This window comes from Egibacteraceae bacterium, from assembly GCA_035540635.1.
In the GTDB taxonomy this organism is placed as follows: domain Bacteria; phylum Actinomycetota; class Nitriliruptoria; order Euzebyales; family Egibacteraceae; genus DATLGH01.
The window spans coordinates 31874-50685 of sequence record DATLGH010000019.1 but is presented as its reverse complement, the minus strand read 5'-3'; the positions used below and the strand labels follow the sequence as shown (position 1 = coordinate 50685).

The following is an 18812-nucleotide window of genomic DNA, read 5'->3' as shown; positions in this document are numbered from 1 at the left end:
CAGCGAAGCGGTAGCGCCCCTGGGCTCGGCGCGTGCACCTCGGCCCCGCTCCGGTCCGGGACGGGAGAAGACGGGCACCTACGCCCCCCTGTCCGCTTGGCCTTCAGGGCAGGGATCCGCCGGCGGGCGGGGCGGCCTTCGACCACCGTCCTCCCCCGGCGCGATCCAGGCGAAGATGCACCCTGCCGTCGCGATCGACGGCGTCGACCCTTACGGGCTCGGCCTTTCCGGGCCACCAGGCCAGGAAGTGCCCGTCCGCGCTGCGGGCCGCCACCGTCTGGCCGTCCTCCAGCGTGACGATGACCCGCACGCCTTCCGGCGCGACACCGAACAGCTCCGAGAAGCGCCCGGCCTTGCCCAGGGGCGGCAAATCCGTGCTCCCCCAGCCGAGGACCGCGAGCGAGGCGCGAAAGGAGGCCACGGCCCTCAAGCCCGTACTGCCGCCGACGGGGGCAGCGTGCGGATCGTGGGGATCCCAGATCAGCACGCACGTCACCACCGTCGACCCCGTGGGGCCACCGGACGACAGGTAGAGCGCCACGAAGCCGTTGCCGCGCTGGTCCACCACCGTCGGCGCGAGCGCGTCGCCGCGACCGAGGAGCTCGCGGTAGACGGCTTGCGCATGCTCCACGGACGGGCCATCAACGCCCTCCCCGTCGGCTACGGGGGCCGCCCACGTGTGGAAGTCGTCCTCGCAGTGCTGCTCTGCCCGTGCCACGAGCCGCTCGTCGAGCGGACCGGGTTCCGGCGTCCAGTCGGCGAAGGCGGTCTGGCGGCCAGGAAGCAACGTGCCGGCCGCCACGGCGGCGGCCAGGACCGCCACCGCGCCGGCCTGGCCCAGCCGGCGCCGGCGGCGCCGGCTTGCCGAACGCTTTCGGATCGACCCTGGTGCCACATCGTGGCGCTCGACGAAGGCGGGAGCGAGGTCGGGAAGGGTCATGGCAGGTCCTCCGTGCGGTGCTCGACGGCCGCCAGGGCGGCATCGGCGCGCAGCGCCTGCAGCGCGCGATGGAGATGGGCTTTGACGGTGCCCGGCTTGATCCGCAGGACGCGGGCAGTCTCCTCGGTCGACAGGTCAGCCAGGATCCGCAGCGCCACGACGGCACGTTGCTGGGCGGGCAGCGCCAACACACGAGCGCGGAGGGCGGGGTCGAACGGCTCGCCGGGCGGGGGCACGTCGACCGGACGGGGCGGCGGTCGCCGCCTGCTCCGCACGAGGCTCCGCCAACGGGAGCGATGCAGGTTCACGCCGACGCGGACGACCCAGGCGGTGGGGTTGGGATGCGACGACACCGACGACCACCGCTCGTACGCCCGCACGAACGCCTCAGACGTGAGGTCCGAGGCGAGGTCGGGGTCGCGGGTGATGGCGACCAAGGTGCGCAGCACGCCGTCGCGCGCCTCCACGTACCACTCGTCGAAGTTCCGCATCCGCCCCCCACTCGCCCGAGCTGGCTGTCATTGTGACCACGCCCGCGCAGCCGTTTGGGTGTACTGCGCGGTCTGGTCGCCGAAGAATCCGCTCGCCAGTGTGCTGCGACTACGATCGGGTGATGGCGACCAAGGACACGTTCTACGTCACGACCCCGATCTACTACGTGAACGACCTGCCGCACATCGGGCACGCCTACACGACGGTGGCGGCGGACGTCCTGGTCCGGTGGCGGCGGCTGAACGGCGACCGGGTGCACTTCCTCACCGGCACCGACGAGCACGGGCAGAAGGTCGCGACGGCGGCGGCGGAGCGGGGCATGAGCCCCCAGGAGCACGTCGACGACATCGTGCCCCGCTGGCACGAGATGCTCGACCTCCTGCGCATCTCCCACGACGACTTCATCCGCACGACCGAGGAGCGCCACGAGGCGCGGGTGCAGGAGTTCATGCAGCGCCTGTACGACCAGGGCGACCTCTACACCGCCACCTACTCGGGCCCCTACTGCGTGCGGTGCGAGGCGTACTACACGACCGAGGAGCTCGTCGACGGCGAGCACTGCCCGATCCACCGACGTCCGGTCGACTGGCTGGAGCAGGAGAACTGGTTCTTCCGCCTGTCGAAGTACGCACCGGACCTGCTGCGCCTCTACGACGAGCACCCCGGGTTCGTCCAGCCGCAGGTGCGCCTGAACGAGGTGCGCGCCTTCGTCGAGGCGGGCCTCGAGGACATCTCCGCGTCCCGCTCGGCGTTCGCGTGGGGCGTCCCCGTGCCATGGGAGCCCGGCCACGTCTTCTACGTGTGGTTCGACGCGCTGCTCAACTACGTCACGGCCGCGGGCTACGGCGCCGACGACGAGGCGTTCGCCCGCCGCTGGCCCGCCGACGTGCATCTCATCGGCAAGGACATCCTGCGCTTCCACGCGGTGTACTGGCCGGCGATGCTCATCGCCGCCGGCGTCGCGGTCCCGCGCCAGGTCTACGCCCACGGGTTCCTGCTCGTCGGCGGGGAGAAGATGGGCAAGTCCAACGCGACGGGGATCCGTCCCGAGGAGCTCGTCGCCCACTTCGGCGTGGACTGCTACCGCTACTACTTCCTTCGCGAGATCAGCTTCGGCAACGACGGCACGTTCTCGTGGGAGTCGATGGTGGCCCGCTACACCACCGACCTCGCGAACGACCTCGGCAACCTCGCCAACCGTGTGCTCACCATGGTCGGCTCCTACTGCGACGGCGTCGTACCCGAGCCGGCGGGGCCTGCCGGGGACGCGGAGGCGGCGCTCGCCGCGGACCTCGTGACCGCGCTCGACGGCCTCGCTGCCCTCGACCGGCTCGACTTCAAGCGCGCGCTGGAGGACCTGTGGGTCTTCGTCTCCGGCGTGAACCGCTACGTCGAGGCGCGTGCCCCGTGGGCGCTCAACCGGCAGGGAGCCGCCGACGACCTCGGCCGCGCGCTCTACACCTGCGTCGACGCCCTGCGCGTCATCGCGGTGCTCGTCTCGCCGGTCATGCCCGACGCCGCCGCCGCGCTGTGGGGCAAGCTCGGCCTGCCGGAGGAGCTCGACGCGCAGCGGCTGCCCGCCGCCGCGACGCAGGGACGCACCCCGGCCGGGGTGCGCGTGGCCCGTGGGGGCCTGCTGTTCCCGAAGCTCGACGAGGGCCCAGCCCGCCGCTGAGGGCTGACCGCCTCAACCTCCCGCGCCGCCCGTGCGTCAGAGTGGGTGAGAGAGGGAGGGATCGGTGGCGGTTGTGGTGATGGGACGCACGGGCGCGGGGACGAAACCCACCTTCGCCGACGTCTTCGCCGCACACCATGGGGAAGCCCTGCGGCTTGCCTACCTGCTCTGCGGCGACCCCCACCGCGCCGAGGACGCCGTGGCGGAGGCCTTCACGAAGATGTACCGCCGGTGGCGGCGCGGCGGCATCGAGGTCCCCCGCGCGTACGTGCGCCGGGCCGTGGTGAACGAGGTCAACTCGCGCTTCCGCCGTCTGGCCCTCGAACGCCGCGAGGCGCGCCGCCGGCACGGCGACGACCGCGGCGCCCGCGGCGCCGACGAGGACCTCGCCGACCGCGACGAGGTGTTCCGCGTGCTGGCGCGCCTGCCGGCGCGACAGCGCACCGCGGTGGTGCTGCGCTACTACGCGGACCTGTCGGAGGCCGACACGGCCGCCGCGATGGACGTCACCGTCGGCACGGTCAAGTCGTGCGTGTCCCGGGGGCTCAGCCGCCTGCGCGAGCTGCTCGAGGAGCACGAACCCACCGGGGGTCCCGCAGGCCCCGAGGAGGTGAGCTAGGTGACCCACGACGTGGAGGAACGCCTCCGCCGCTCGCTCGCGGCCCGGTCGGGCGACGTCTCGCCCGACCCGGCGGTCTGGGAGCAGGTCCAGACGCGCCTCCGCCGCCGCGCCTACGCTCGCTGGTCGGTGGCCGGAGTGGCGGCGGCGGCGATGCTCGCGGTGGCCGCCCTCCTCCTTCCCGGGCTGCTCACAACTTCCCGGGTGGACCTCGGCCCCGCCGCACCGGGACAGCTCTCTGGCCGGGCGCACGGCCTGGTGTCCACGGACGGCCGTTCCTTCACGGTCGCCGATCCCGCCGGGGAGGTGGTGCACGAGTTCGACCCGCCGACGGATGCGACGGAACCCCTGCCGATCACCCGCCTGGCCGTCCGGCCCGGCTCGACGCTCGCGGACCTCACGGTCGTGTACCTCCGCGCCGACTCGGACTGCACGCGCACCGAGGTGGGCTGGGTGACGGCGGAGGCCGGCAGCCTCGCCGGGGGGGCCCTCGGCGGCGGCCAGGGGTTGTGCGTCACCGACCCCGTGTGGTCACCCGACGGAGGCGCGCTCGCCTGGGTCGAGCAGGCGTCCGGCGCCCACGCCGACACGTTCGGCCTGCGGATGCGCTGCTGGGGCGAGGACGCCTGCGAGGAGTTCGGCGACGACGTCTCGCCGCTGCACACCCTCGACGTCAGCGGGCTCGAGGCAGCTCCCGGGGCGGTGCGCCGGCTGCGTGCGACGGACTGGATCCACGACGACGCCGCCATGACGCTGCCCATGTCGGTGCTCCACGAGCCGGGAGGCGTGCGGGCGGCGGCCCTGCAGGTCGTCCGCAGCGAGGGCGGCGGCGTCGCGCCCCCCGGACTTCTGGAAGGCCATGGGGCGAGCGTGTCCGCCAGCCCGGCCGGCGCGGCGCCCGACGACGGCCGCCCTCTCGGCTGGGTGGGGGGCCACACCCTCGTGGTGGAACCCGGCGGCGACGTCGTCCTGCGTCGCGCGGGCGAGCCGGCGACGCTGCCCCTGCCGTCCGACGTGCTCGACGCCGGGCAGGCCGACAGCGGCGACGCCTGGCTGTCGGCCCGCGAGGACACCGTCGTCCTCGGTGACGGGGGCGACGCGTGGACCGTGCGGTGGACCGGTGACGGCTGGTCCGAGCTGACCCCGCTGCCCGGCGTCGTCCACGCCGCCGTCCTGCCCCTGCCCGTCGACGCGCCCACGCCCGACGAGACCCCCACACCCGCGTCGGATCCGACGGCGGAGCCCGCACCCTCCGACGGCACCCCGCCGGACGCCGCAGGCGACGTCTCGTTCCTCGCCACCGACGGCGCGGCGATCACGCTGCACGGCCCGCAAGGGCCGACGACGCTCGTCACGGCGAGCCAGGAGGAGATCACCGACTTCGCCGTCCACCCCGCCTCGACCGCCGACGACCTCACCGTGGCGTGGCGGGAGGGCACGGGCTGCGACGCGACGCTGCACTGGGCCCGTGTCCACCAGGGCACCGAAGCGGCGAGGGACACCCGACCGGCGACCTGCCCCGGGCGCCTCGTCTTCGCCCCCGACGGCAGTCACCTCGCGTGGGTGTCGCACGGCGAGGACCCGGCGAGCGGGATGTTCGTCCTCGAGACGCTGCCGTGGTGGACGGGGCCCTACGCCGAGCCGGAGGCGTTCACCCTGCGGGCGGACCCCGCCGAGACCGCCGGCCTCGACCTCACCGACTGGGTGTGGGGTGGCGGAACGGGCCCGGAGACCGACGGCGTCTTGCTCCTCGCCGGCTTCGACACGCACGGGACCGTGTCCGCCTACAGCCTGGGGATCATGCGCCTGGACGACCGTTACCCGGGAGACCCGCGGCTTGCGCTTGCCGACGACGCAGTCGCCCGGCAGGTGACGCCATTCCGCTCCGGCACCGGCCAGGACCGCTTCGCCGTCCTCCAGGTCGACAGCCACCACAACGACGGCGCCGCGGTCGGCCCCGCCTACGTCCTCGAACAGCGCCCACGCGGCGGCGGCGAGGTCGAGGTCGCGGTCGCCCGCGAGGGCGACGGCGACCAGCGCGACGAAGGACCGGTGCTGCCCGAGGGCCTGCTGCGGGTCAACACCACCGGCGAGGTCGACGACGTCTGGATGACCGCCCGGGGCGACGAGGTCCTCCTCGGCGACGGCGCCGGGCGCGCCTGGCGGCTCACGTGGACGGACACCGGGTGGATCGGCCCCCGGGAGCTCGACGGGGATGTCCGCTTTGCGGTGCCCTTCGGCCGGCGTGATCCGCCCAGCCCCTCATCCTGACGGCGCGGACGCGAGCCCGTCGCGCCGGGCGGCCATCGCTGCTATCGTGCGCGGGCCGCCCACGAGAGGTTGCGGGCGTTGCCACGCACCCGAACCGACGACCGCTGTCGGAGACCGCCGCCGCCGTGTACACCGACACGCACTGCCACCTGGAGCTCATCGACGGTGAACCCGTCGACGATGTCGTCGCCCGCGCCCGGGAGGCCGGCGTCACGACCCTCGTCACCGTCGGCGTGGACCTCGCGTCCTCCGCGGAGTGCGTACGATCCGCGTCGAGCTACGCCGGCGTCTACGCGGCGGTGGGCATCCACCCCCACAACGCCATCGAGGCGACCGACCACGTCCTCGCCCGGCTTGCGACACTGGCCGAGCACCCGCGAGTGGTCGCCATCGGCGAGACGGGCCTCGACTACTTCCGCGACCACTCGCCGCGCGTCCGCCAGGAGGAGTCGTTCCGGGAGCACATCCGTCTCGCGAAGGAGCTCGACAGGGCGCTCGTCGTGCACGACCGCGACGCGCACGAGGACGTGGTCGCCGTGCTCGACGACGAGCGGGCGCCCGCCCGCACGGTGTTCCACTGCTTCTCCGGCACCGAGGAGCTCGTCGAGATCTGCGCCGAGCGGGGCTGGTACGTGTCCTTCGCCGGGAACGTGACGTTCACGAACGCACCGCAGCTGCGGAAAGCCGCCGCCGCCGCCCCGCTCGAGCTCATCGTCGCCGAGACCGACTCGCCGTACCTGTCCCCGCATCCCTACCGGGGACGCCCGAACGAGCCGGCGCGGGTGCCGCTCACCGTCGCGCAGCTCGCCGAGCTGCACGGGCTCGACGCCGAGGAGATGGCGCGCCGTACGAGCGAGAACGCTCGGCGCCTGTTCGCACTGCCCGGGTCGCCGGACGGACCCTGACCGCGTTTGGCCCCGCAGGCGTCGCTTGCTAGGTTCGGTCCATGGTCCCCCTCTTCGCCCGCCTGGGCGTTTGCGTGCTCGTCGCCGTGCTCGGCTTCGGCCTCATCGCCGGGGAGAAGGACGTCGCCCTCATCGTCGACGGGCAGCTCGAGCAGCGCACGACCCACGCCGCGACCGTGGGGGAGTTCCTCGAGCGGGCGGGGGTCGCGGTCGGCGACCACGACGAGCTTCGCCCCGATCCCGACACGCCGCTGGTCCACGGAGCCCTCGTGGAGCTGGTGCACGCCAGGGAGCTGACCCTGCTCGTGGGCGCGACGGAGCGGCGCGTCATCTCCACCTCGCTGACCGTCGAGGAGGTCCTCGCCGAGCTCGGTGAGGGGGGCGGTCGGCGCGACGTCGTGCGACCCGCCCGACTCACCCCCGTGCGCAGCGGCATGGTCGTCGAGGTGAGCACGCCGGTGGCGATCACCGTGGCCGTCGACGGTGCGGAGCACGAGGTCATCACCGACGCGCCGTCCGTCCGGGCGGTCCTCGACGGGCTCGGCGTCGGCGCCGGCCCGGACGACCGCGTGACGCCCGCGCTCGACGCCGCCCCGCAGGAGGGCGAGCGCGTCGTCGTCCAGCGCGTGACCGTCGCCGAGGAGACGCGCGAGGAGCAGATCGGCTTCCGCGTCGTGGAGCGGCCCACCGCGGACCTCCGGCGGGGCCAGCACCGCGAGGTCGTGCCCGGCGAGGAGGGGCTGCGCGAGGTCGTGGATGCCGTCGTCCGCGTCGACGGGGTCGAGGAGTCGCGGGCGCCGACGGCCCACCGCGTCGTCCGCAAGCCGCGACACGCCGTCGTCGAGGTCGGCACCGCGGCGTCGGCGCCGTCCCCCCGGCCGGCTCCCCCGCCGCCCGCACCCGTGCCGGCGGGGACGCCCCGCGCCGAGCCGCAGCCCGTTGCCGCCCCGGCCGCGGCCCGCGCCGAGCAGGGGCGGGCGTCGAAGTACGCCGCGTCCTTCGACGGCGAGCCGACCGCGAGCGGGGAGCCGTACGATCCCGAGGCGATGACCGCGGCGCACCGGACGCTGCCGCTCGGCACCCGGGTAACCGTCACGAACCACGCCAACGGCAAGTCGGTCACCGTGCGGGTCAACGACCGCGGGCCGTTCGTCGAGGGCCGCGTCATCGACCTCTCCCAGGCCGCCTTCTGGAGCATCGGCCCGCGGGGGGCGGGGATCCTCGATGTCCGACTCGAGTGGTGAGGCCGCCCACCCGCTGCTGACCCCCCGTGACGTGCGCCGCCTGCTCGCCGCGCATGCCGTCGCACCCCGCAAGACCCACGGGCAGAACTTCGTCGTCGATCCCAACACCGTGCGCAAGACGGTGCGCGACGCCGGTGTCCGCCCCGGCGAGCTCGTGTGTGAGGTGGGACCAGGCGTCGGCAGCCTCACACGCGCGCTGCGGGCGGCGGGCGCCCGTGTCGTGGCGGTGGAGATCGACGCCGGCCTCGTGCGCGTGCTGCAGACCACCCTGGGGTGGGACCCGCAGGTGCGGGTCGTGCACGGCGACGCCCTGTCCGTGGACCTCGCCGTCCTCGTCGACGGTGGTCCGGCAGCCTTCGTCGCGAACCTCCCGTACAACGTCGCCACACCGCTGGTGCTCGATGCCCTCGCCGCCGGGGTCTTCACGCGCCTGCACGTCATGGTCCAGCGCGAGGTCGGGGAGCGCTGGGCGGCGCGTGTGGGCGGTCCGCAGTACGGGGCGGTCAGCGTGAAGATGGCCGCGTTCGCCGACGTCGCCGTCGTCGCCGCGGTCAGCCGGGCCGCGTTCTATCCGGTGCCCAACGTCGAAAGCGTCACCGTGCGCCTCGTCCCCCGACCGTGGGCGTATCCGGTCGACCGGGCGGGCCTGTTCCGGCTTGTCGGCGCGGGCTTCTCGCAGCGGCGCAAGCGCCTCCGCAACGCCCTCGGCGCCGTGCACCCCCCGGGGGCCGTGGAGGATGCGCTGCGGGCCAGCGGGCTCGACCCCGGCGCCCGTGCCGAAGAGCTCGACCTCGACGCCTGGGTGCGCCTGGCGGCCACGCTGGGGGTCCGGTAGGTGCTTTGCTCATACTCCCGGACTCCCCCTACCATCGGCGCCGGAACGGCAGCAGACAAGGGGCGCCACCCGTGAGCCGGGAGATGACCGCCGACGGCCCTTCCGTGGCGGTGCGCGTTCCCGGGAAGGTCAACCTGTTCCTCGCCGTCCGGGGCCGCATGGCCGACGGCTACCACGACCTCGTCACCGTCCTGCAGACGGTGTCGCTGTTCGACGAGCTGCACGCCGGCGTGGTCGGCCCGCCGGGCCGCGGTCACCACCCCGCCGGCCGCCGACGCATGCGCGTCGAGCTCTGGCACGACGCCAAGGAGGGCCTGCCCCCCGCCGGCGACAACCTCGCCGCCCGCGCCGCCGTCGCGCTCGGACGGGCCGCCGGCATCCTCGAGGCGGAGCTCGGATCCGGGGGGGTCACCGGCGGGCGGGACTGGGACCGCTCCGCCGGCCCGGACGCCGGAACGGGAGAACCGCGCACGGTCCTCGACCTGCGCAAGCGCATCCCCGTGGCCGGCGGCATGGCCGGAGGGTCGGCCGACGCCGCGGCCGCGCTCGTGGCGCTGAACGAGCTGTGGGGCTGCGACCTCACCCGTGACGAGCTGCGCACCGTCGCCGCCAGCCTCGGCAGCGACGTGCCGTTCTGTCTCGTCGGCGGCACCGCGCTCGCCACCGGTCGCGGCACCGCGCTCGCCCGTGTGCTCTGCAGAGGCACCTTCCACTGGGTCGTGTGCCAGGCGGCCGACCAGCTGCCCACCGCGCAGGTGTACCGCGCGTGGGACCGTCACTGCCGGCCGAGCGAGGTCGAGCCGGACGCCGTCCTGCAGGCGCTGCGGGTGCAGGATCCCGTGGCGCTCGGCGCCGCCCTGCACAACGACCTCGAGGCCGCCGCCTTCTCGCTCCGCCCGGAGCTCGAGGTGGACCGCAAGGCCCTGCTCGACGCGGGCGCCCTCGGCGCGATGCTGTCGGGCAGCGGCCCGACGCTCCTCGCCCTCGCCGAGGACGCCGTGGCGGCGCACCGCATCGCCGAGCGGGTCGCCGGCCGCTTCGCGCGCGTCGTCGTCGCCCAGTCACCCGCCGGGGGACCGGAGCTGTCCGACGGTCGGTGATCCCCCGGACGCCCCGGCCTGATCCGCTAGCCTGGGCGTGCGCGCCCCCGTTCCGGAGCTGCCGGCCGGTTCCGTCGAGGGACGGTGGGAGGTGGTGAAATGGCATCACGTCGTCCTTTGGAGTCGAAGTTGAAGGTTCGATCCCTTCCCTCCCAGCCACCGCCCTGCCGGCGCGGCTGACATGCGTGCCGCAGTCGTCCTTGCCGCCGGCATGGGAACCCGCTTCCGGTCCGAGCGCGCCAAGGTGCTCCATGAGCTCGCCGGCCGCAGCATGCTGCGGTGGGTGCTCGAGGCCCTGCGACCGCTCGGGCTCGACCGGGTCGTCGTCGTCGTCGGGCACCAGGCGGACGAGGTCCGCGCGGAGGCCGAGTCGTCGGGACTCGCCGGCCTCGTGACCGTCACCCAGGCGGAGCAGCGCGGGACAGGCCACGCGGTTCGCCAAGTGGTGGACGCCGGCGCGCTCGACGGCGTCGACACCGTCCTCGTCCTGCCCGGCGACGTGCCGCTGGTCACCGCCGAGCCGCTGCGGGCGTTGCTCGACGGGCACGGGGCGCGGCCCGTCACGCTCCTGTCCACCCGCCTCGCCGATCCGACCGGCTATGGTCGGGTGCTGCGCGACGGCGCCGGTCAGGTCGTGCGCATCGTGGAGGAGCGCGACGCGACGGAGGCGGAGCGCACGGTCGACGAGGTCGGCACGTCGATCTACGCGTTCGCGCGCGGGCCGCTCGTCTCGGCCCTCGGGGCGCTCTCCACCGACAACGCCCAGGGTGAGGAGTACCTGACCGACGTGGTCGGACCGCTCGCCGCCGACGCCGTCATGGCCCCGGCCGAGCTCGTCGCGGGCGTGAACGACCGGGTGCAGCTGGCCGACGCCGCCGCGGTGCTGCGTCGCAGGGTGCTCGAACGGCTCATGCGCGGCGGTGTCACCGTCGTCGACCCGGCGACCACCTACGTCGACGCTGACGCGGCCGTGGCCGCCGACGCGGTCCTGCGTCCCGGGACGCATCTCGAGGGGCGCTGCGTGATCGGGGAGGCGGCCGACATCGGTCCCACCAGCCGGCTCGTCGATGCGACCGTCGAGGCGGGCGCAACGGTCACCCACAGCGTGCTCGTCGGGGCCTCGGTCGGGCCCGGCGTCACCGTCGGGCCGTTCACCTACCTGCGGCCGGGCGCGCGGCTCGAGCGCGGCGCGAAGGTTGGCGCGTTCGTGGAGATCAAGCAGTCGGTGATCGGTGAGGGCAGCAAGGTGCCCCACCTGTCGTACGTGGGGGACGCCACGGTGGGCCGGGACGTCAACATCGGCGCCGCCACCGTCACCGTCAACTACGACGGGCGGGACAAGCACCCGACGGTCATCGGGGACGGCGCGTTCATCGGCAGCGACACGATGCTCGTCGCGCCGGTCGAGGTCGGTGCCCGCGCGTACACGGGTGCCGGGTCGGTCATCACGAAGGACGTCCCCGAAGGTGCGCTCGCCGTCGAGCGTGGTGAGCAGCGCACGGTCGCCGGGTACGCCGACCGCAGACGCAGCCGCCACTAGGAGGAGCCCCGCGCGCATGGAGGTCGTCACCAAGAAGCGGATGCAGATCTTCTCCGGGCGCGGGTTCCCGGAGCTCGCCCAGGAGGTCGCGGACCATCTCGGCATGCGTCTCGGCGACGTCGACATCCACCGTTTCGCCAACGGCGAGATCTACTGCCGCTACCGCGAGAACGTGCGGGGATCCGACGTCTTCGTGATCCAGACGCACTGCGCGCCGGTGAACGAGAACATCATGGAGCAGCTCATCCTCATCGACGCGGCCAAGCGAGCGTCCGCCAAGCGCATCACCGCGGTCGTGCCTTACTACGGCTACGCCCGGCAGGACAAGAAGACGCGCTCGCGAGAACCCATCACCGCGAAGCTGCTCGCCGACATGCTCGCTGTCGCCGGAGCCGACCGCGTCGTGTCGGTCGACCTCCACACCCAGCAGATCCAGGGTTTCCTCGACGATCCGCTCGACAGCCTCACCGCGCTGCCGCTGCTCGTCGGCTGGCTCATCGAGCACTTCGACGAGCAGGAGCTCGTCGTGGCATCACCCGACGCAGGCCGGGTGCGGCTCGCGGAGAAGTTCGCGTCGCGGCTGCCGAACGCGAGCATGGCGTTCGTCGCGAAGACCCGCACCGCGCACAACGTCGCAAAGACCCTCGCGGTCGTCGGGGAGGTGCAGGGCAGGACCTGTGTGCTCGTCGACGACATGATCGACACGGCGGGCACGATCTGCGGTGCGGCCGAGGCGCTCATCGACCACGGGGCGGAGCGGGTTATCGCGTGCGCGACGCACCCCGTGCTGTCCGGCCCCGCGTGCGGACGCATCGAACGCTCGTCCATCGAGCGCGTCGTCCTGACGAACACGCTGCCGCTGCCGGCGGACTGCACGGACAAGGTGTCGGTCGTGTCGATCGCGCCCATCGTCGCGAGCACCATGAAGGCGATCTTCGAAGACGAGTCGGTCAGCGAGCTGTTCGACGACCAGAACCAGTAGCGTTGTCCGGGCGCGCGGGCCGCGGCTAGACTACGCAGGCGTGCGCGCGCGTCCGCGCCGCCTTTCCGCGTTTCCCCACAGGAGTGTCACCATGGCCGATCAGGTCGCCCTCGCCGCCCGCTTGCGCGCGGGCTCGGGAAAGGGTGAGGCCCGCGCGCTGCGCCGCGAGGGCCGGGTGCCCGCCATCGCGTACGGTGCCGACCTCGACGAGCCGACGGCCATCTCCGTCGACGCCCTCGACCTCTACCACGCGCTGCACACCGACGCCGGGCTGAACGCGATCATCAACCTGAGGGTCGACGAGCAGGAGCAGCTCGTCATCGCGCGGGAGATCCAGCGCCACCCCGTCAAGCGGCACTTCCTGCACGCCGACTTCGTCACCGTGTCGCGGTCGGTGAAGATCACCGTCGACGTGCCGGTCGTCACCGAGGGCACCGCGCCCGGCGAGGAGGAGGGCGGGGTCGTCGAGCAGCAGCTCCACACCGTGCCGGTCGAGGTGCTGCCCCTCGAGGTGCCCGACCAGATCGTCCTCGACATCTCCGACATGGCGGTCGGTGACGTGAAGCGGGTGGCCGACCTCGTGCTCCCGGCAGGCGTGGAGTCGCTCGAGGACCCGGAGCGCACGGTGGTCACGCTCGTCGTGCCGGCGCTCGACGTCCCCGACACCGAGGCGGGGGCGCCCCTCGAGCCGCTCGGGGACGTGGAGGGGGCCGTGCAGGGCGCCGCCGACACGCCCGAGGACTCCGCCGACGCGACCGCGGGTCCGTAGTCCGCGCGGGCGGCCATGGGGCTGCTCGATCGCGTCCGACGCGCACCGGTGAGCGCGCCCCGCTGGCTCGTCGTCGGTCTCGGCAACCCCGAGGCGGAGTACGGCGGCACCCGCCACAACGTCGGAGCGGACACCGTGCGACTGCTCGCCGACCGGCTCGGTGCGTCGTTCAAGCCGCACAAGGCCAAGGCCCAGGTCGCGGACACGTTCCAGGGTTCCGGCCTCGACCGCACGCCGCTGTCCCTCTGCCGGCCGTTCGGGTACTACAACACCGCGGGCGGCCCGGTGCAGGCTCTCATGGCCTTCTACAAGGTGCCCGTCGAGCGGCTGATCGTCGTCCACGACGACATCGACCTCGAGCTCGGCACGGTCCGTCTGAAGCGCGGCGGCGGCACCGGCGGCAACAAGGGGCTGGCGAGCATCCAGCAGCGCATCGGCAGCCCCGACTTCCTGCGGGTCCGGATCGGGATCGATCGTCCGCCTGGTCGTCAGGACCCCGCGGACTACGTGCTGAAGCGCTTCGGCGCGAAGGACCGGGAAGCGGCGGACATCGCCATCGAGCGGGCTGCCGACGCGGTCCTCGACCTCCTCGCCGAGGGCCTGGAGGGAGCGCAGAACCGCCATCACGCCAAGGGCCCGACGAGGTGAGCGGCGCGCAGCCCGCCGACACCGTGCAGCTGTGCTGGAACGACCCCGCGAGCATCCTCGGCGGGATGCACTGGCGCATGTCGCGGGGTGGCGAGGAGTTCCCCACGGCGTTGCACCGGCTCGTGCGGGCGGTTCCCCCCGACCTCGCCCATCGTTGCGTGGACGTGCACGTCGAGGCGCTCGGGAGTGTGCTCGCCGCGGTCGACGAGTTCCAGGCCAACCTCGTCGAGGGGCTCGGCGAGGACGTCGCAGGCACGCCTGGCGCGGTCGGCACCGACTCGCCGATCGGCGCGACCTGCCGCCAGGCGGCCGCCGCGGTCGACGCGCTCGTCTACGAGCTGTCCCGCGCCCTCACGGCGCTCCAGCGGCCCCCCGACGGCCGGGCCGCCCGTCTCGTCCTCGACGCGGCGCACGTCTCGGTGTACCTGCGCAGCCTCGTCGGGCTTCACACCTGGCCGCAAGCGGGCGGCACGGGCCGGTCCTGACCCGACGCCCGCGCGCGTTGCGGGTCCGTGCCGGGCACTGGCACAGTACGGGTGTGGCCAAGGGTGGGCGTGTTGCGCTGCGGTTGACGGCTCTTCGTGCCCGCGGGGCGGATGGCCTCGAGGCGCTTCCCGACCGCAAAGAGCTGGCCGGCGGCCCACCGGAGACGCGGCGTGAGGTGCTCGACGGGCTGCGGGTGGAGCTCTACGCGCTGACGGCGCTGCTCGCGGACGCGATCATGCGGCGCGTGCTGCTCGACCGCGCGTCGTATCCGCCGTACGGCCTGGCGCGGTCGATGTTCTCCGAGTGGGGGATGCTGAAGGTCCACCCGGAGCCCTACGAGGAAGGGTCGATCACCTCGTTCTTCGAGCTCTGGAAGGCTCTCGTCGACACGACCGTGCTCCACCTGCACCGTGAGCTCGGCGCGCAGCGTCACGCGGACCTCGGGTGGGTCGTCGAGCGCCTCGACGCGCTCGTGCCGCTGTTCAGCGCAGGCGCCGACCGTCGGACGCTCGCGAGGTTGCGTGACACGCAGACCTTCCTCTACGGGGGGATGCAGTTCGGCAGCAGCGTCTGCGTCCAGCTCGCCGAGGTCATGTCCCGCAGGCTCGCCGCCCTGGGACTGCCCCCGGCCGCCCAGCGCAAGGTCATGGCGAGAAGCGTCGCCCCGGCCCACCGCTTGGCGGCGATGAGCCAGGAGGGGGCGTTGCGCACGTACCGCAACCTGCTGTCGGCGGCTGACGACACGCCGGAGGAAGGACGCGACCGGCCCGGCTGGTTCGACGCCGGCCGGTTCGCCGTCCAGGAGAGCGACGGCGCCCCGCACAGCGTCGTGCTCGCCGAGGGCTCCGCGGACGACGACGTGCCCGCTGCCTACACGCCCCTCGGATGCCCGGCGCGCCTGGCGACCACGGGCGACCGTTCGCCCATCGCCGGCCTCTGGCGGTGGTGCGTCGATGTGTGCGCCGACACCGGCCTGCTCGCCGACCGGGGCGGGCGGGACCCCGGCCGGCATCCCGGCTGACCGCCGGGCGCCCCCCTCGTCGCCCGGCGGTGCTGCGGTAGACGGCCTCGAGCGGGGGTCAGCCGAGGGTGACGAGGACGTCGTCGCCGTCGACGTGCACGGGATAGAGGCGCAGCGGCTTGCGGGCAGGACCCGCGTCGCAGGGGGCGCCCGTGCGCAGGACGAAGCGGGCCCCGTGCCACGGGCACCGCAGGTGCTCGCCGTCGACGACGCGGCCCTCGCCGAGTGGCCCGCCGGCGTGCGTGCAGGAGCCGTCGAAGGCGACGAAGGCGCCGCCGAGGTTCACGACGACGACGGACCGGTCCTGCACGGTGAGGGTGTGCAGGTGACGCGGCGGCAGGTCGGCGACCGTCGCCACGCGCACCACCCGTCTGGTGGAGGCGACCATCACGCCACGCCCACGAGGGGAAGCGACCGGTCGGGCTCGGCGTGCGCCGGCTCCGGACCGGGCGCCCAGCGACCGGCGCACAGGGCGTCGATGTGCGCCTTGAACGCGTCGACGCCCAGGCGGTTGACCGTCTGCGACAGCGTCTCGCCACGGTGGCGCAGTGCCTCCCAGATGCCGGTCACCGCCTCGGTGATCGCCGGTACGTCGGCCTCCGCCACCCGGCCGACGACGCGGCCGAAGACGCCCGCGGGGACGTCGCCGCCCAGCCAGACCTGGTACCCGAGCACCGGAGAGCCGCCCACCGTGACCTTGCCCCCGGAGAACCCGAGGTCGGCGATCTGGTGCTGGGCGCACGAGTTCGGGCATCCCGAGACGTGCACCCGCAAGCCGGTGTTGCGTGCGAGCGCCGGGTGGGCGGCAAGGGCGGCACCGGCGGACTGCGCGGGGGTGATCGCCAGCGCGCAGACCGGCCCGCCGGTGCAGGCGCGGACGTCACTTGCCTGGTCGGCCCCCCGCACCCCCAGGCCACACGACGCGAGGCGCTGCCGCACGTGCGGCACGGCCTCGAGCGCGACGTCGCGCAGGGCGACGTTCTGGTTGCGGGTGAGGTACAGCGTCGCGTCGCCGAGCTCCTCGGCCAGGCGGGCGAGCATCCGCAGGTCCTCGCCGTCGACGTCGCCGAGCGGGACCGCCACCGTGACGAGCGCACGGCCGGGCGTGCGCTGCGGCCGCACCCCGCTGCTCCACCCCCCGGGCGGGGCGCACGCGAGCACGGCGGCCACCTGGGTGTCGTCGGCGGGCGCGACCGGCGCGGGCGCGGGCCGCGGACGGCCGCGCGCCCCGTCGTAGGCCGCGGCGAACAGCTCGGCGAAGCGCAGCTCCCCGAGGTCGCGGATGAGGAACTTCATCCGCCCCTTCGCGGGGCGGTCGACGTCGCCGTGGGCGGCGAAGACCTCGACGAGGGCCTCGGCCGCGGCGACGGCGTCGTGGCGGGGCACGAACTGCTCGAGCGGGACGGCGAGAAACGGCGCCTTGCCGGCGCTGCCGCCGGCGAACAGCTCGTAGCCGAGCGCACCGTCCTCCCGGACGGTCGACACGAAGCCGGCGTCGTTCACCCGGGCGTGGTCCCGGCAGGGCGGGCAGCCGCCGAACGCGATGTTCACGCGCGACGGCAGCCGGCAGTTGAGGTCGGCGGAGCGGGCGAGGACCGCGTCGGAGACGGCTCGGGCGTCGGGAAGGCAGTCGAACGGCTCGTCGAGGCCCACGCCGGCGTCCGCGCAGGCCATGACGTTGCGCATCGTGTGCCCGCAGGTCGAGCTCGTCGTCAGACCGAGGTCGGCGATGGCGGCGAGCACCGCGGTGACATCCCGGGCCGCAACGTGGTGGAGCTCGAACTGCTGTCGGGTCGTGAGGTGCACCCAGCCCCGGCCGTGGCGCTCGGCGACACGCGCGACGCCGCGCGCGGTGCCGGCCGGAAGGCGACCACCGGGGACGCGCACGCGGATCATGAACACACCGGCCTGTGCCTGCGCGCAGACGCCGTGCATCTTCAGCGCGTAGCGCTCCTCGGGTGACAGCCACGCGTCGCCGTCCGCCGTGAGGCGGTCGAGGTCGACGGGCAGACCGGCGCGCTTGGCGGCGGGGATGTCGGGGCCCTTCATCGCAGCATGCCGATCCCGTGGGCGTCGAGGTTCGTCATGTCGTCGTCCTCCTGGCTTGCGCTCTGCAGCGGGCGGTAGCGGTAGCCGACCCCCCGGACCGTCTCGAGGCACGCCCCGGCGGAGCCGAGCTTGCGGCGCAGGCGGCTGATCTGGTGCTTGACCTGCGTGGGGTCCTCCGGCGGTTCGTGTCCCCACGCCTCCCGGGCGAGCTGCGTCGGGGTGCACACCACCTCGGGCCGGCGGACGAGGGCGGCGAGCACCGCGAACTCGCGCGGGCCGAGGGCGACGGCGTGCGCGCCCGACCGGGCGATGCAGGTGTCGGGGACGAGCTCGATGCGCTCGTGGACGGCGGCGGGCACCATGCGGCGCCGTTGCGCCCACCCCTGTAACGCCCGGACGAGGTCGGCGGTGCGGTAGCGGGTCGGCATGACCGCGACGGGTACGCCGGCGGCCTCGAAGGCCCGGGCTGTGACCGGTCCGACGGCGGCGGCCGCCACCGAGGTGCGGAGCGCAAGCGTGGCCGCACGTCGCAGGCCCGCCTCGTCGGCGATCGTGAAGAGGTTGGTGACCGCCGGGGAGCTCGTCGCGACGACGACGTCGAGGGCGCCGTCGGCGACCGCGCGCACCAGCCGGTGCGCCGGTCCGAGATCGAGCGGCAGCACGCAGCGGTACGCCGACGCCCGCAGCACCCGGGCTCCGAGGTCGCCGAGACCGGCGTAGGCCGCTCCGCTGTCGGCGCCGTGGACCTGCACCGCCACGGCTTCGCCGCGCACGACATGGGCGGCCAGCCAGTCCGCGACGTCCGCGTCGGTCTCCTGCGGCGAGACGAACACCGCATCGCCGCCGAGCGTGCGCAACCCGCCGAGCGCCTTGGGCCCTCGTGCGACGCCCGGCGTGGCGCCGACGAGCGCGCGCAGCGCGGCCCCCCGACCGTGCGCCTCGGCCGCCTGCGCCCAGGCGCGCATGCCGGCGCCGGTCGAGGCCACGAGCCAGGCGGGGCGGGCCTCGAGGATCGCGTCGGTCTCCTCGACGAGAAGCCGGTCGCAGGGGGGCGGCACCGAGGTGACCGTCGGCCCGTGGACCACCCGCGCCCCGTGGCGTGCGAGCGCGTCGACGAGCTCGCGACCCTTGCGGTCGCCGGTGACGCCGATCCGCAGGTCGTGCACGGACGCCCCTCCTCTCGTGTGACGGGCCTCCGACGGCTGTGACGGCCCATTTGCCGGTTGGAACCCAGGG

Annotated in this window: 18 protein-coding genes and 1 tRNA gene; 14 read left to right on the top strand and 5 right to left on the bottom strand. The window is 74.1% G+C overall.

Annotation, left to right across the window (positions count from 1 at the left end):
* Positions 1-103: 103 nt before the first annotated feature.
* On the bottom strand, positions 104-940 hold the full coding sequence (locus VM324_03555) for a hypothetical protein (protein HVL98348.1): 837 nt from the start codon (positions 938-940) through the stop codon (positions 104-106).
* Complete coding sequence (locus VM324_03550; protein ID HVL98347.1) at positions 937-1431, bottom strand: sigma factor-like helix-turn-helix DNA-binding protein; 495 nt, start codon at positions 1429-1431, stop codon at positions 937-939. Before VM324_03550 ends, VM324_03555 begins: the two co-directional genes overlap by 4 nt.
* A 122-nt stretch (positions 1432-1553) precedes the next feature.
* Here VM324_03550 and metG point away from each other — a divergent pair, with 122 nt between their 5' ends.
* From metG to VM324_03480, 14 genes are all read left to right on the top strand, one after another.
* Positions 1554-3107 carry a methionine--tRNA ligase gene (gene metG / locus VM324_03545; GenBank protein ID HVL98346.1) on the top strand — a complete coding sequence of 518 codons (1554 nt, stop codon included), beginning with the start codon at positions 1554-1556 and terminating at the stop codon, positions 3105-3107.
* A 64-nt stretch (positions 3108-3171) separates the two neighbouring features.
* A complete protein-coding gene (locus tag VM324_03540; protein HVL98345.1) occupies positions 3172-3726 on the top strand; it encodes a SigE family RNA polymerase sigma factor in 555 nt (184 codons plus the stop codon).
* A complete protein-coding gene (locus tag VM324_03535) occupies positions 3727-5997 on the top strand; it encodes a hypothetical protein (GenBank protein HVL98344.1) in 2271 nt (756 codons plus the stop codon).
* Positions 5998-6122: 125 nt separating this feature from the next.
* Complete coding sequence (locus VM324_03530; protein ID HVL98343.1) at positions 6123-6902, top strand: TatD family hydrolase; 780 nt, start codon at positions 6123-6125, stop codon at positions 6900-6902.
* Positions 6903-6943: 41 nt separating this feature from the next.
* Positions 6944-8146, top strand: a complete 1203-nt coding sequence (locus tag VM324_03525; GenBank protein HVL98342.1) for a septal ring lytic transglycosylase RlpA family protein — start codon at positions 6944-6946, stop codon at positions 8144-8146.
* Positions 8127-8981 (top strand): 16S rRNA (adenine(1518)-N(6)/adenine(1519)-N(6))-dimethyltransferase RsmA, encoded by an 855-nt coding sequence (rsmA, locus tag VM324_03520; GenBank protein ID HVL98341.1) that lies wholly within the window; start codon positions 8127-8129, stop codon positions 8979-8981. Before VM324_03525 ends, rsmA begins: the two co-directional genes overlap by 20 nt.
* A gap of 71 nt (positions 8982-9052) precedes the next feature.
* Entirely contained in the window at positions 9053-10081 is a 1029-nt protein-coding gene (locus VM324_03515; GenBank protein HVL98340.1) for a 4-(cytidine 5'-diphospho)-2-C-methyl-D-erythritol kinase, read from the top strand.
* Positions 10082-10166: 85 nt separating this feature from the next.
* A tRNA-Gln gene (locus VM324_03510) sits at positions 10167-10240 on the top strand.
* A 22-nt stretch (positions 10241-10262) separates the two neighbouring features.
* Positions 10263-11621 (top strand): bifunctional UDP-N-acetylglucosamine diphosphorylase/glucosamine-1-phosphate N-acetyltransferase GlmU, encoded by a 1359-nt coding sequence (gene glmU / locus VM324_03505; protein HVL98339.1) that lies wholly within the window; start codon positions 10263-10265, stop codon positions 11619-11621.
* Positions 11622-11637: 16 nt separating this feature from the next.
* A complete protein-coding gene (locus VM324_03500; GenBank protein HVL98338.1) occupies positions 11638-12603 on the top strand; it encodes a ribose-phosphate diphosphokinase in 966 nt (321 codons plus the stop codon).
* Positions 12604-12694: 91 nt separating this feature from the next.
* On the top strand, positions 12695-13372 hold the full coding sequence (locus VM324_03495; GenBank protein ID HVL98337.1) for a 50S ribosomal protein L25: 678 nt from the start codon (positions 12695-12697) through the stop codon (positions 13370-13372).
* Positions 13373-13420: 48 nt separating this feature from the next.
* On the top strand, positions 13421-14020 hold the full coding sequence (pth, locus tag VM324_03490; protein HVL98336.1) for an aminoacyl-tRNA hydrolase: 600 nt from the start codon (positions 13421-13423) through the stop codon (positions 14018-14020).
* The gene (locus VM324_03485; protein ID HVL98335.1) at positions 14017-14505 is read left to right on the top strand and encodes a hypothetical protein; all 489 of its coding nucleotides are present in this window, start codon (positions 14017-14019) and stop codon (positions 14503-14505) included. Before pth ends, VM324_03485 begins: the two co-directional genes overlap by 4 nt.
* 53 nt (positions 14506-14558) lie before the next feature.
* Positions 14559-15527 carry a hypothetical protein gene (locus tag VM324_03480; GenBank protein ID HVL98334.1) on the top strand — a complete coding sequence of 323 codons (969 nt, stop codon included), beginning with the start codon at positions 14559-14561 and terminating at the stop codon, positions 15525-15527.
* Positions 15528-15585: 58 nt separating this feature from the next.
* Here VM324_03480 and VM324_03475 read toward each other — a convergent pair whose 3' ends face one another.
* Genes VM324_03475 through VM324_03465 form a run of 3 tightly spaced genes read right to left on the bottom strand, consistent with a single transcriptional unit; the run spans position 15586 to position 18742 of the window.
* Positions 15586-15915, bottom strand: a complete 330-nt coding sequence (locus VM324_03475) for a Rieske (2Fe-2S) protein (GenBank protein HVL98333.1) — start codon at positions 15913-15915, stop codon at positions 15586-15588.
* A complete protein-coding gene (locus VM324_03470) occupies positions 15915-17576 on the bottom strand; it encodes a nitrite/sulfite reductase (protein ID HVL98332.1) in 1662 nt (553 codons plus the stop codon). Before VM324_03470 ends, VM324_03475 begins: the two co-directional genes overlap by 1 nt.
* Positions 17573-18742 carry a uroporphyrinogen-III synthase gene (locus VM324_03465; protein HVL98331.1) on the bottom strand — a complete coding sequence of 390 codons (1170 nt, stop codon included), beginning with the start codon at positions 18740-18742 and terminating at the stop codon, positions 17573-17575. The genes VM324_03470 and VM324_03465 overlap by 4 nt, the downstream gene beginning before the upstream one ends.
* Positions 18743-18812: the final 70 nt, after the last annotated feature.